The following is a 12,811-nucleotide window of genomic DNA, read 5'->3' on the forward strand; positions in this document are numbered from 1 at the left end:
CCGTCTCCCACCAGGGGGACGACCACCAGCGCCACGTCAGGGAGACAGCCATGCGAACCTTCGACACCCCCGAACCCGTCACCGCCGACATCACCCTGGTCGCCGGAACCCTCCAGATCAGCGCCGGAGGCCGCGCCGAGACCACCGTCGAGATCCGCCCGCGCGACGAGGCCAAGGAGAGCGACGTGCGAGCCGCCGAGCAGGTCGAGGTCGACTACGCCGGAGGCCGCCTCCAGGTGAGGGACCCCCAGCCCTCGGGCCTGGGCCGCGTGATCGGGCGCAAGGGCATGGTCGACGTCACCGTCGAACTGCCCGCGGGCTCGCGCGTCCACGCCACCGGCGGCTTCGGCGGCGTCCGCTGCGAGGGGCCACTGGGCGCGTGCGAGATCGCCCTCTCCCACGGCAACATCACCGTGGACCGCGTCACCGGCAACGCCGAGCTCACCACGGGGTACGGCTGGGTCCGCGCGGGGGAGATCGACGGCTCCGCCGTGGTCAAGTCCACGGGCGGGGCCCTCACCCTCGGCACGGTGACCGGGGACCTGCGGGCCAACTCCGCGCACGGTGACATCACCGCCGACCGCGCCCTGGCCTCCGTCACCGCGCGCGCCCACCACGGCAGCATCCGACTCGGCGAGGTGGTCCGGGGCGGCGTCGACGTCGAGACCGCCTTCGGCGAGCTGGAGGTCGGCGTCCGCGAGGGTACCGCCGCCTGGCTGGACGCGGTGTCCAAGAAGGGCGTCGTGCGCAGCTCCCTGGAGGCCGCCGACGGCCCCGGCCCCGCCGAGGAGACCGTCGAGATCCGCGCCCGCAGCATCCACGGCGACGTCATGGTCCACCGGTCCTGAACGGACAGAGACGAGACCGGACACGAACCGGTACACCCCCCGTCCGGCCGTCACGGTCACCGGACTGCGCAGGGTGCCGACCGGACCCCGCGAGGACGACGACGTGACACGGTCCCCGGCCGTGTCGGACACACACCACCACCAGACGAGGTAACGGCCATGAGCACACCCCTCCACACCGTCACGGCGCTGCCGACGGCGCGTCAGCCCGGCTGCCCCTTCGACCCTCCCCGGGAACTGGTCCGGGCGCGCGAGCACGGCCCCATCAGCCGCTACGCCTTCCCCGACGGCCACCAGGGATGGCTGGTCACCGGGTACGACCTGGTCAGGTCGGTCCTGGCCGACCCGCGCTTCAGCTCCCGCAAGGAGCTGATGCGGCACCATCCGCTGATCGACTACGGCGACATCGAGGTTCCCCCGGCGCCGCCCGGGGAGTTCCTCCTCATGGACGAACCCCAGCACAGCCGCTACCGCAGACCGCTGGTGGGCAGGTTCACCGTTCGGCGGATGCGGATGCTCACCGAGCGCGTCGAGCAGATCACCGCCGAGCACCTGGACGCGATGGAGGAGGCCGGGCCGACGGCGGACCTGGTGGCCGCGTTCGCCAGACCCGTCCCCGCCGTCGTGATCTGCGAGCTGCTGGGGGTGCCGTACCGGGACCGGGACTCCTTCCAGGAGCAGATCGAGGCGTTCCTCGGCGGGGAGGCGAGCGACGAGGAACAGATCGCGGCCTACACCCAGACCCAGCGCTACCTCGCGGAACTGGTGGCCGCCAAGCGCGCGGACCCCACCGACGACGTGCTCAGCGAACTCGCCGGCGGCGACCTGACCGACGAGGAGCTGAGGGGGATCGCCCTGATCCTGTTGGCGGCCGGATTCGACACCACCGCGAACACGCTGGCGCTGGGCACCTTCGCGCTGCTGCGCGACCCGGCGCAGCTGGCCGCGCTGCGCTCCGGTCCCGAGGCCGCGGACGGGGCCGTGGAGGAGCTGCTGCGGTACCTGAGCGTGGCCAAGACGTTCATGAGGACGGCGCTGGAGGACGTCGAGCTGGGAGGCCGGACCGTCGAGGCCGGTACGACGGTCATCCTGTCGTACAACACCGCCAACCGCGATCCCGAGCGCTTCACCGATCCCCACGTGCTCGACGTCCGCAGGCGGGAGGGCGGGCACCTGGCCTTCGGCCACGGCATCCACCAGTGCCTGGGCCAGCAGCTGGCCCGCGTCGAGCTGCGGGTCGCGCTGCCCGCGCTGTTCGACCGCTTCCCCACGCTGCGCCTGGCCGTGCCCGCGGAGGAGGTCGAGGCCGGCCTGCGTCCGGAGACCGCGGACATCCACGGGCTGAAGAGCCTCCCGGTCACCTGGGACGCGTGACCGCGATCCGGTGACGCGCCCCCGCGCGTCACCGGACACCCGGCCGTTCGGCCGACGAGCGCCCCTCTACGGTGACGACGCGAGGGGACCGCGCAGGCGGGCGGCGAGCCCGTCGAGGACGACGCCGAGCTGCCGTTCGAACCTCCGGTCACCGTCGTCGCGGAGGTGCCCGGCGGCCTTGACCAGTTCGGCGCCCTCACCCAGCCACACGTCACGCTCGGCGAGCGAGTAACGGTCCGGGTCGGCGCCGTCAGGCTGGCCCCGCTCCTGTTCCTCGATGACGAAGCCGACCACGAACGCGATGACCAGGTCGAGGGCGTCATCCGCCTCGACGAGCGTGAACCCGGCCGCGGTCAGACGCGCGAACCAGGGCTCCTTCGCCTTCACCACTGCCGGGTCGGAGACCCGCGTGCCGCTGAAGATGCGCGCCCCGTCCCGGTAGAGCAGGTACTCCGAGCGCAGGACGCGGGCGTAGGCGGCCATGTCACCGCGCCAGTCGGCCCCGGGGGTGATCTCCGAGAGCGCGTCGGTGACGCGGCGCATGACGACCGTGCTCATCTCGTCCAGCAGTTCCTGCTTGTTGCGGACGTGCCAGTACAGCGCGGGGGCTCCCACATCGAGCCGGGAGGCGAGCGCGCGGACGGTGAGGGCGTCCATGCCCCTCTCATTGAGCAGCTCCAGTGCCGCCGCCACGATCCGCTCCCGCGTGATGCCTTTTGCCACGGTTGACACTTTAACAAAGTTCAGGCAGGTTGGGAGACGCCAGAATTGAACAAAGTTCAGGAGCTTGTCATGCGTGCTGCCATCGTCAACACCCCCGAAGCGGCCCCGGTCTGCGCGGACTTCCCGGACCCGGAGCCGCGGCCGGGCGAGCGTCCGCTGCGGCTCGTGGGCGCAGGTCTGCACCACATCGTCCGCGGGCTGGCCTCCGGCCGTCACTACGGCAGCGGACGGGCGTATCCCCTCGTGCCGGGCATCGACGCCGTGGCTCGGACCGACGACGGGCAGCTGGTCTACACGGGCTTCGCCCGGGCGCCTTGGGGCACGATGGCCGAATGGCTGGTCACCCCGTTCGAGGTGGCGCTGCCCGCCGGGGCCGATCCGCTCGCGGTCGCCGCCGGCATGAACCCCGCCATGTCCGGCTGGATGGCGTTGGCCGCCCGGCGCGAGGAGGCGGGCGAGCTGGGCACCGTGCTGGTACTCGGCGCGACCGGAGCGTCAGGCGGCCTGGCCGTGCGGGCGGCACTCTCCCTCGGTGCGAAGCGCGTCATCGCGGCCGGGCGCGACCGCGAGGCCCTGGAACGGCTGCGCGGCCTCGGCGCCGTCACCGTCGCCCTCGCGGCCGACGCACCCGACACCTGGACGGCCGCCCTCGGTGCGGCCGTCGACGAGGCGCAGCCCACCCTCGTGCTCGACTTCGTGTGGGGTCCCGCCGCCGAGGCCGCCTTCGCCGCACTGGGGAGGGCGGGCATGGACGAAGACGGCGCGGCCCTCGACTACGTGCAGATCGGCTCGCTCGCCGGAGCCGAGGCGGCGCTGCCCGCGGCGCTGCTGCGCAGCCGGCGGATCCGGATCAGCGGCAGCGGCGCGGGCTCGGTCTCGAAGGCGCGGATGATCGCCGAGTTTCCCGAGATCATCGCCCGGTTCGCCGACGGCACCTTCGACGCGTCGTACACCGTCTACCCGCTCAGCCGCGTCGGCGAGGCCTGGGCGCACCAGGGGCGCGCCCGCGCCGTCATCGTCCCGGACTGACCGGACCCGATCCGAGGAGGGAGGAGAACGGCATCGTGCACAAACGCGTACTGGTCGTCGGGCTGGGGATCGCGGGCATGTCCGCGGCGATCGGGCTGCGACAGGCCGGCTGGACACCGGTGATCGTCGAACGGGCCCCGGAACGCCGACAAGGCGGTTACTTCGTCGGCCTGATGGCGGAGGGCAGGCAGGCGGCCGTCGACCTCGGTATCGCCGACCACCTCCACATCCGCAATCCGCCCGACGGCGGAAAGGCGTGGTCGCTGACCCGGCGCGGGAGGCGTGAGCCGGGCGTGGGTTTCCTGCACCAGCCGGGCGACCCCGCGGCGGTGCTTCGCGGTGACGTCGAAGCCGCTCTCTGGCGGAGCGCCTGCGGGGACGGGACGAACGAGCCCGTCGACGTGCGGTTCGCGACCGCACCCGTGGAGATCCGCGCTGTCGGCGGCGAGGTGCGGGTGCTGTTCGAGGAGGCCGGTACCGGCGCGCGGTACTCCGAGGGCTTCGACCTGGTCGTCGGCGCGGACGGGCTGCGGTCGAGCGTGCGCCGCACGGTCTTCGGCCCGGACGAGGACTACATGACGAACTGGGACGCGATGATCTGCGCGTTCCAGCTCCAGGAACAGGTCCCGTCCTTCGACGAGGCGGACAGCGTCATCAGCGCCCGCGCGGGCCGTGCGGTGTGGGTGTTCGGACTCGCCGACCGGCCTCCCACCGTCCTGCTGACCTACCGCACCGAGGACACCCGGAAGCAGTTCACCGGGTCCGTGGTCCAGCGCCTGCGCACGGTCTTCGCCGGGATGGACGACCCCGCGGTGCGGCACGCCCTGGCGGCCCTGGAGAGGGCGCCGGAGTTCCTGTTCGACTCGGTGCACCAGGTGAGGATGCCCCGGTGGAGCAGCGGACGGGTCGTCCTGCTGGGCGACGCGGCGTGGTGTCCGAACCTCTACTCGGGCATGGGCGCCACGCTCGCCCTCCGAGGCGGCGCCGATCTGGGCAGGGCGCTGCTGGAGTCCCCGGACGACCTTGACGCCGCCCTGACCGCCTGGGAGTCGGGGCTGCGCCCGTTCGTCAGGAGGCACCAGCGCATCGCGCGGCTGAAGCAGCAGATGTTCGTGCCGTCGAGCCGTCCCGTGGAGGCGCTTCGCTCGGTGGTCCTGCGCCTCGTGTGCGCGGTGAGGGAGCGCAGGTCGGCGAGGGCCCGTGCCGGGGTGCCGGCATGAACGAGCCGGCCCGTGCAGTCGCGAGCCCGCCCGTGAAGTAGACATCTCCTGTGAGACACGAGAACCACGAAACGAGGGACATCATGACCGTGGACATCGCGGAGCAGCCGTGGGACGGCGCGGACGGCGTCCGGCTGCGCCGGGCCATGCAGGTCGAACTGGCGGCCCGCTACAACATGCCCGACCAGGAGACCGAACCGCCGACCGCCGAGACCGTCAGCGTGTTCCTCGTCGCCCGCGACCCGGGCGGCGACGCGATCGGCTGCGGCGCCTTACGCCTGCTGGACGACGGCACGGCCGAGATCAAGCGGATGTACGTGACCCCGCAGGCACGCGGCACCGGCGTGGCGACCCGCGTCCTGCGCGCACTGGAGGACCACGCCAGGGGGCACGGGATCAGCTCACTGGTGCTGTCCACCGGCGTGAAGCAGCCCGACGCGATCCGGTTCTACGAGCGCGAGGGCTACCAGCGGACCGACGGCTACGGGCCCTACGTCGGCGAACCGATGGCCAGGTGCTTCACCCTCCGGCTCAGCTGAACCGGGGACCGGCGGCGCCTCCAGGGGCGGGGCGGAGCGGGCGCGTCGGCGACGACGCCCCTCCGGGCCCCGGGGGCGGCCGGTCCCTCGGGGAACGGCGCGTCCGCGCCGCCCCGATCGACCCCCGCGACCCGGGCAGCAAAAAAGGCCCTGCCGAGCAGGGCCTTCGTTTGTGTCCGAGGGGGGACTTCGACCATTCCCCCACAGGGCCCGAGTTCCCTGGTCCTGAGCATCGACCTGTCGCTGGACGGGCGGTGAGTCTGATGGATTCTTCCCGCTGGTCTCGCTGGACCACTATCGCTGCCGTGCTGATGCTGGCCGTGATCGCCGCGGTGGTGTCCTACTCGCACATGTACGAACTCGCCCTGCGCCACGGTGAGCCCGAGTGGCGCGCGGCCCTGTTCCCGCTCTCGGTCGACGGGATGATCGTGGGCGCCTCCATGACGCTGTTGAGCGACGCCCGCAACGGCCGCAAGGGCGGCCTGCTGCCGTGGGCGCTGCTGATCATCGGGTCCGGTGCTTCCCTGGCGGCCAACGTCGCGGTCGCCGACCCCACGATGTGGTCGCGCATCATCCACGCCTGGCCGAGCTTCGCGCTGATCGGCGCCTACGAGCTGCTCATGCGAGAGTTCCGCGCAACCGCGCGGAGCATACGCAGTGCATCCGCAGCCCATGGCCAGGCCCCCGAAGCGGAGACGCGGGAAGTCCAGGAAGGCATCGAGGCACCAGAGGTATCAGGAACCACTGATCTGCAGATCGTGCGTGACACGGTCGAGGAGACTGCAGGCGAGCCAACTCTGTCTCCGTTTCAGGACAGGGCTTGGCGGTGGGCGCTGGAGCGGCAACAGCAGACGGGAAAACTGCCGAGCGGGAAGGAGATTGGAGCGCACTTCGGCCGTAAGGAGCGCTGGGGCCGACTGGTCAAACAGCGAGGGCAACGGGGAAGCCTCCTCGCAGAAGCTGGATAGCCCTTGTCGCAGCAGTGGATCCGTGCCGGGTGGCCGCGATCCCTTCTTGGCCGGTATTAACTTGGCGTTGAACGCTCTGCGATCACCCCAGCGGGCAGGTTCCGCGTTTGGGATCGCAGTCGCGCTCGTGTGTCCGCTTCCATGCTGCTGATGATGCGTGGCATGCGCGGCGCCTCCTGCTCAGCCGAGATGACCGACACGTAGGAGGAGACAGCGTGTCTGCGCACCGAAGTTGAGCGGCTGAGGGCCGAACACAGTCGGATCGACGACCTCGCTTCCTTGCAGAGGAAGCGCTGAGGATACGGCGTGTGACGGCCACCGGAGCACCGCACACCACCACTTTTCAACCAGAACACAGGGAAGACATGGGAAACAACAACCTGGCGTTCCATCCTGACGACCCGCAGACGGTGTACGCGGGCAGCTGCAGCGAACCGGGCATACCCATCCTGTGGAATCTGGGCGGTGGTGAAAGGGAGGAACTGTCATGTGCGGAATGGGAATGATAGGCGGCATGGGCATGCTGGGCCCGTGGATGATGGGCGGATCGCTGCTTCTCCTGGTCTTCCTGTTCGGCCTTGCCGTGGCCGGGAGTGTGTGGTGGGGCCGGTCGATGACTCGGCGGAAGAGCCCTTCGCGACTCGAAGCAGACTCAGCTCAGGAGGAGTTGCGCCGCAGGTACGCTGCGGGAGAGATCGACCGCGAGGAATACCTGCAGCGCAAGATCGACATGGAATGACGAGTGGAGGCGGACATCGTGCAGCGGTTCGGTGCTCTGGAAGCCGCGATCATGGAAGTGGTGTGGGACGCCGAGCACCCGCTGCTGGTACGCGAGGTCCTCAACCAGCTTGACCGCGAACCGGTACCGGCCTTCACGACTGTGCAGACGGTGATGAACATTCTGCATGGCAAGGGCTGGCTGGACCGCGGACTGGAAGGCCGAGCCTATCGGTACTGGGCCACGGCCACTCGTGAGGACTACATCGCCAGACTGATGCACCATGCCCTGGACGAAACGCAGGATCGGGGCGCCGCGCTCGCTCGATTCGTGGACAGTATGGATCCTGGCGAGATCGCTGAACTGACGGATCGTCTGGCCGGAGCGCGGATCAGGGAGGATGAGCGCGAAGGGGGCGCCGCGTGATGGTCACGCTGGTTCTAGCGGCCTATTCGGCGGTGGGAATCGCCGTGGCCGCTCCACTGCTGGCCCGGGCCGCCTGGGTGGAGCGGGCTCCACGTCTGGCGTTGGTCCTCTGGCAGGCGCTGGCGGCGTCCGTCGTGATGGCGGCGGCTCTTGCCGGCCTGGCGGTCGTCGTACCCGTCCTGCCGCTGTCCGCTGACCTGGCCGGGCTGCTACAGATGTGTCTGATGATGCTGCGCGGTACCTACTCCACCTTTGGGGAAGGGCTCGCCTCCACCGCCGGACTGGCCGTTGCCTTCGGCATCGTCGGGCGCTGCACCTACGGGGTGAGCGCCGAATGGGTGCGGGTACTGCGGGAACGGCGTCACCATCTGCGGATCCTTGCCATGGTCGGTACCGGAAACGAGCACCTGGGGGCGACAGTTCTCGACCATGGGGCGGCCGCCGCCTACTGCCTGCCGGGCCGGGGCGGCCGCGTGGTGCTGACCAGCGCCGCCTTGGCCGCGCTGGACGAGGCGGGCCTGGAGGCGGTGCTGGCTCACGAACAGGCGCACCTGAGCGGTCGCCATCACCTGTTGGTCGCGCTCACCCGCGGCGTGGAACGGGCTTTCCCCTTTGTCAGGGCGTTCGCACTGGCGCGATCCGAGACCGCCAGGCTGGTCGAGTTGGCAGCCGACGACGCCGCGACCTTGGCCACGGACCGTCTGACGGTCGCTGGAGCTCTGCTGGCCCTGGCCAAGGGCGGCTCCTCGAAGCAGTCGCCGATGCCCGAAGCGGTCCTGGCCGCGAGCGGGCACGGTACTGGCAACCGGGTCCGCCGCCTGATCGACGGTCGGACTCGGCTGAGCCCGTGGCAGGTGGTGCTCGGCGGTGCGATTGCGGTGGCGGTCGTCATCGCGCCGCTGGCCGTCGTGGTGATTCCCGCGATCGCCATGGCAGGCGCGCACTGCTGCCCCACACCCTGAGTCCGACCCAGGTGGGCGGCGCCGTCCGCCTCCCCGTCAGTCCTCGGGTGCTCCGGCGCCCAGGGTGACGTCGCTGAACGGCAGGTAGGGGTCGATCGGGGAAAGGCGACGGACCACGGCAGAGCCACGGCCCCGACGACAAGTCCGAGAGCCGTCACGAGTTCGGCAGGATCCGCCAGACCAGGTTGTACATCGTTCGCCTTATCCCTACTGCCAGCGACGTGACCAGGCCTGCGGTGAACGCGAACTTGCTGAACGGATCCCGAGTGAGGTTACCGACGGTACACCGGAGACACCGCCGACGGCGTCAAGCGCTGCCTGGCTCGATTGGTCCGGGATGAGCACCGTCGTCACGTCGGCCCGGCCTCTCCGTTGCGCTCGTTGAGCACGGGCTCGACGAGATCGGTTAACTGGTTATAGGTGGTCTCGCCGATGACGCGGGCGGCGATGCGGCCCTCGTGGTCGATGACGATCGTGCTGGGGATGGCGCGGGGAGGCACAGTGTCCCGGAAAGCCTGGGGGACCACGCCGGGCTGGTCGTAGATGCTCGGGTAGGAGATTCCCAGGTTGCGCACGAAGGCCCGTGCGGCGGTGCGGTCGTCCTTGATGTTGATACCGAGGAACTCCAGCCCCGACTCCTGGTGTTCGGCGTAGACCTCCTTGAGAACGGGGATCTCCGTCCGGCAGGGTGCGCACCAGCTCGCCCAGATGTTGAGGACCAGCACGTCACCGAGGTAGTCCTCTAAACTCACCGGTTCGCCGTCAAGAGTCTCCCCGCTGACTTCGGGCGCGGGTAGACGCTCGTCGGGCGCAAACACGGTCTCGGATCCGTCGCCCTGGACATAGCGTTCGTCACCGCTGCCGCTGGCTGCGTCGGTGTTTGCGCACGAGACGAGGGTGAACGCCAATGCGATGGCAGCCGCACTCACTCGGAGCACGCGGCGCGGACGAGCGCCGGTTCGGTGGAAGGGCATCGTTGGGAACCTCGCTGGACAGGGATGTGGACCTGGGCCGGGAGAGACGGGCGGTCATGTGCAGGTGCTCACCGCGCAGCTCTGCCAGGGTGGGGGCACCAGGCCAGGCGTCGATGGAAGAGACGTTCGACGAACTCCGGGACGGTGGTAGCAGAGCGCCGGCGTGGACTGGCTGACGATGTCGGGGTGTGGGTGAACAGCGGGTGCCCGGTTAGCAGGTAGGGGCTGCGGTCCACAGCCGCTCCTCGGGTATCTGGTCCGAGGCCATCGAACCTTCCGACAGCCATCGGATCGTGCTCAGACACTCTCGCCAGAGCTCAGGGTCATCGTCGAAGAGGGTGCAGATACGGATCCGGTGTGCCAGGGGCATGCGGACTCCCGAACGGTAGAGGCAGACGAGCCGGGGTGTGTCCGACGCGGACGGGCTCGAAAGCTCGGAAACGGCGGAGGTTGACCGGCTTTTCGCGCAGGTGAGGAAGTGTTCCCGGGGGCGGATGAGCCCTCGCGGGACCGCGGCCTAGCATACCTAAGGAGCTTAGGCGTAGTGCCGCACCCCCTGCTCGATACAGGACAACACCCATGAAGGAGTCCCCGACACGATGGACATCGCGCAGATCGTCACCAGCGGCCCGTTGCTCTTCGCCATCGCGCTCGCGCTTGCCGCCGGAGCGATCACGTTCGTCTCTCCGTGCTGCCTGCCACTGGTACCCGGTTACCTGTCCTATATCGCTGGGATGTCGGGAGCCGAAGGGCAGGGGAGATCGGCAGGGGGAGTGTTCCGCAGTCGTGCGGTCGTCGGCACACTGCTGTTCGTCGCGGGCTTCTCCGGGCTCTTCGCCGCCTACGGGGCGCTGTTCGGCAGTCTGGGCGGGCTACTGCTCGAATATGAGGACATCATGATTCGCATCCTCGGCGTCCTCACGATCATCCTCGGCCTGGCGTTCATGGGAGTGCTGGGCAAGTTTCCCTTGATCGGCCGGTCTTTCAAGCTCGCTTATCGGCCTCGCTCCGGGCTGGCCGGGGCCCCGCTACTCGGAGTGCTCTTCGGTCTGGGGTGGACACCGTGCATGGGGCCCACACTGGCCGCGGTCCTGACTCTGTCGGTCTCCACCGGAACGGCGGAGCGCGGCGCCTTTCTCGCCTTCGCTTACGGGCTCGGTCTGGGGTTGCCCTTTCTCGCCGCGGCCGTCGGGTTGTCGAAGACCATGCGCGCGGTGAGCTGGGCCCGGCGGCGGGGGGACATCGTGTCCCGGGTGGGCGGCGCCATGCTGGTACTCATCGGTATTGCCCAGGTGAGCGGAATGTGGAGCGTGTTCATGGCCGACATGCAGCGGCTGGCGGGCGGCTACACCCTGCCCTTGTGATCTATGGGGACACCGACCCAAGTGTCTAAGCGACTAAGTTCGATAGGTGTATTTTCGGCCAGCACGCGCCGCCAGAACCCGTTCCCCAGCCACGAACTCGGTATGAGTAGGTTCTGGTGAAGAAGGTCGACTACCTGTGTGTGGTCCACCCAAGCGAGGCTGAGGCACTTCCGCGTCCCGATGGTCAGATCTGTGCAGTGCCCTGGTCCAAGCTGTGCTGCTGTTGGCCGTCACCGCGGTCGTAGTGCCCTGCTCGACCATGAACGGACTCGCCCTGCGCCACGGTGGATCCGAGTGGAGGGCGGTCTCGTTCCCGCTGTCGATGGGCGGTTGGTGGTGGGGCGTGTCCATGATGCTACTGAGCGACGGCCGCGAGGGAGACACCTTGCCCTGGGCCTTGCTGATCACCAGTTCGGGCGCTTTCCTGGCAGCCCATCTCGATCACCGATTCCACCATGTGATCGAGGACTCTCCACGCTTGGCCTAGCTTTGCGCTGGTCGGTGCCCAGAAGTCGCTCTGTGCGAATCCCACGCGGTGATCAGGTGCGTACGCAGTGCCGGTGCACCGCGTACGCACTCCGGAAACGAGGTGAGGCCTACGATTGAGGACCAGACTTCTCTTTTGCAGAGCAGGAGGGACGCATCCTCCCGAAGCACAGCGGGATGCCTGCTACGTCAGTACCCGGAGTATCCGCTCCGCAGGCCGTACCACTGCTGGAGCCAGCCCTGCATCATGTCGATCTGCTTACTGTTCGACTCGTGAATGGTGCGGCACAGGCCGAGCAGTTCCGGATGTTCGGCGCGGTCGAGGCAGCGGTCGGAATCAGTGACCGCCCCCTTGTGGTGGCTGGTCATCGATCGCATGAACTGGATCTCGTACTCGTCCCCCGACCAGTGTTCGAGATTCCGTGCCGACAGCCGGTCATAGGAACTTAGCTGCGGCTCGTGGTCGCGGCCGTACCAGTCCTGCAGCCATCCCTGCATCGTCTCGATCTGAGTGGACTGGGAATCGATGATCGTCTGGCACAGATCCGTCAACTCCTCGTGGATCGCCTTCTCCAGGCATGTCTGCGCCATCATCACACCCAAGGCGTGGTGGTCGATCATGTCCTTCATGAAGTCGACCTCGAAACGGGCCACCTCCTGTTCGGCTGCCGGTTCATCGGCGAACGCGGGCGGTGCCATGGTGAGACCACCACCGAGCAGGGCCCCTGTCACCAACACCGTGGATGCGGCCGCGGTCGACGCTCGGTGTCGAAATTGTCTACCCAGGATGCTCATGGACGTGTCCTTCCTTGTCAGCTCAGAGAGACGAGCAGATCTTTGCAGGCTTGTTCGCGGTTCGGTGGGCATCGGCGCAGCCCGTGCAGGCGAAGTACTCTTCGATGCACCCGATGCGGCGTCTTCCCATCCACTTCTTCCAGGCTCGCTGAGGGGATTCCCCCTCTTTCGCTCTCTGTGCTTGTTTAGTAACTATGGGTAATAGTACTTGGTCGGTGGCTCATTCCCCGCTGATCCGGCGCGCCAAACTCAGTGATCTAGGAAGAGGTGCTGCACGTGGTGGAGGCTTATTGCGGTACTGATGCGGCAGGCATGCTCCTCGTTGGGGGAGCATGGCCACAACCGGGCCTTGCTCGCCGTTGCTACCGGCAACGCCCGTGTGCGC

15 protein-coding genes are annotated in these 12,811 nt (G+C 68.8%); 12 read left to right on the plus strand and 3 right to left on the minus strand.

Annotation, left to right across the window (positions count from 1 at the left end; genetic code table 11):
* The first annotated feature begins 50 nt into the window (after nt 1-50).
* Complete coding sequence (locus HGB44_RS15470; protein WP_061079361.1) at nt 51-848, plus strand: DUF4097 family beta strand repeat-containing protein; 798 nt, start codon at nt 51-53, stop codon at nt 846-848.
* Between the two features lie 159 nt (nt 849-1,007).
* The gene (locus HGB44_RS15475; RefSeq protein ID WP_061079362.1) at nt 1,008-2,222 is read left to right on the plus strand and encodes a cytochrome P450; all 1,215 of its coding nucleotides are present in this window, start codon (nt 1,008-1,010) and stop codon (nt 2,220-2,222) included.
* Nucleotides 2,223-2,288: 66 nt separating this feature from the next.
* On the opposite strand, the gene HGB44_RS15480 is transcribed toward HGB44_RS15475, so the two are convergent.
* Nucleotides 2,289-2,945, minus strand: a complete 657-nt coding sequence (locus HGB44_RS15480) for a TetR/AcrR family transcriptional regulator C-terminal domain-containing protein (protein WP_061079363.1) — start codon at nt 2,943-2,945, stop codon at nt 2,289-2,291.
* 69 nt (nt 2,946-3,014) lie between these two features.
* Between HGB44_RS15480 and HGB44_RS15485 the strand changes: the two genes are divergently transcribed.
* The 8 genes from HGB44_RS15485 to HGB44_RS15520 all read left to right on the plus strand — a co-directional run bounded on the left by HGB44_RS15485 (nt 3,015) and on the right by HGB44_RS15520 (nt 8,807).
* Entirely contained in the window at nt 3,015-3,974 is a 960-nt protein-coding gene (locus HGB44_RS15485) for a quinone oxidoreductase family protein (protein WP_061079364.1), read from the plus strand.
* A gap of 35 nt (nt 3,975-4,009) precedes the next feature.
* A complete protein-coding gene (locus HGB44_RS15490) occupies nt 4,010-5,194 on the plus strand; it encodes an FAD-dependent monooxygenase (protein WP_061079365.1) in 1,185 nt (394 codons plus the stop codon).
* A 50-nt stretch (nt 5,195-5,244) separates the two neighbouring features.
* Nucleotides 5,245-5,733 (plus strand): GNAT family N-acetyltransferase, encoded by a 489-nt coding sequence (locus HGB44_RS15495; protein WP_231972338.1) that lies wholly within the window; start codon nt 5,245-5,247, stop codon nt 5,731-5,733.
* Between the two features lie 263 nt (nt 5,734-5,996).
* A complete protein-coding gene (locus tag HGB44_RS15500) occupies nt 5,997-6,701 on the plus strand; it encodes a DUF2637 domain-containing protein (protein WP_061079383.1) in 705 nt (234 codons plus the stop codon).
* Between the two features lie 308 nt (nt 6,702-7,009).
* On the plus strand, nt 7,010-7,207 hold the full coding sequence (locus HGB44_RS15505; protein ID WP_168444026.1) for a hypothetical protein: 198 nt from the start codon (nt 7,010-7,012) through the stop codon (nt 7,205-7,207).
* Nucleotides 7,208-7,215: 8 nt separating this feature from the next.
* Nucleotides 7,216-7,440: an SHOCT domain-containing protein gene (locus tag HGB44_RS15510; RefSeq protein ID WP_026114483.1), complete on the plus strand. Its 225-nt coding sequence runs from the start codon at nt 7,216-7,218 to the stop codon at nt 7,438-7,440.
* A 3-nt stretch (nt 7,441-7,443) separates the two neighbouring features.
* Nucleotides 7,444-7,845 (plus strand): BlaI/MecI/CopY family transcriptional regulator, encoded by a 402-nt coding sequence (locus HGB44_RS15515; RefSeq protein ID WP_082768242.1) that lies wholly within the window; start codon nt 7,444-7,446, stop codon nt 7,843-7,845.
* Nucleotides 7,845-8,807 (plus strand): M56 family metallopeptidase, encoded by a 963-nt coding sequence (locus tag HGB44_RS15520; protein WP_231972343.1) that lies wholly within the window; start codon nt 7,845-7,847, stop codon nt 8,805-8,807. Before HGB44_RS15515 ends, HGB44_RS15520 begins: the two co-directional genes overlap by 1 nt.
* Before the next feature lie 350 nt (nt 8,808-9,157).
* On the opposite strand, the gene HGB44_RS15525 is transcribed toward HGB44_RS15520, so the two are convergent.
* Nucleotides 9,158-9,781: a TlpA family protein disulfide reductase gene (locus HGB44_RS15525; protein WP_061079368.1), complete on the minus strand. Its 624-nt coding sequence runs from the start codon at nt 9,779-9,781 to the stop codon at nt 9,158-9,160.
* Between the two features lie 599 nt (nt 9,782-10,380).
* Between HGB44_RS15525 and HGB44_RS15530 the strand changes: the two genes are divergently transcribed.
* The gene (locus tag HGB44_RS15530; RefSeq protein ID WP_061079369.1) at nt 10,381-11,145 is read left to right on the plus strand and encodes a cytochrome c biogenesis CcdA family protein; all 765 of its coding nucleotides are present in this window, start codon (nt 10,381-10,383) and stop codon (nt 11,143-11,145) included.
* A 214-nt stretch (nt 11,146-11,359) separates the two neighbouring features.
* A complete protein-coding gene (locus HGB44_RS32840; RefSeq protein WP_061079370.1) occupies nt 11,360-11,632 on the plus strand; it encodes a hypothetical protein in 273 nt (90 codons plus the stop codon).
* A 188-nt stretch (nt 11,633-11,820) separates the two neighbouring features.
* Here the strand turns inward: HGB44_RS32840 and HGB44_RS15535 are convergent, their stop codons facing one another.
* Nucleotides 11,821-12,426, minus strand: a complete 606-nt coding sequence (locus HGB44_RS15535; protein WP_061079371.1) for a DUF305 domain-containing protein — start codon at nt 12,424-12,426, stop codon at nt 11,821-11,823.
* Nucleotides 12,427-12,811 lie beyond the last annotated feature (385 nt).

Source organism: Nocardiopsis alborubida, from assembly GCF_012396365.1.
GTDB classification, from domain to species: domain Bacteria; phylum Actinomycetota; class Actinomycetes; order Streptosporangiales; family Streptosporangiaceae; genus Nocardiopsis; species Nocardiopsis alborubida.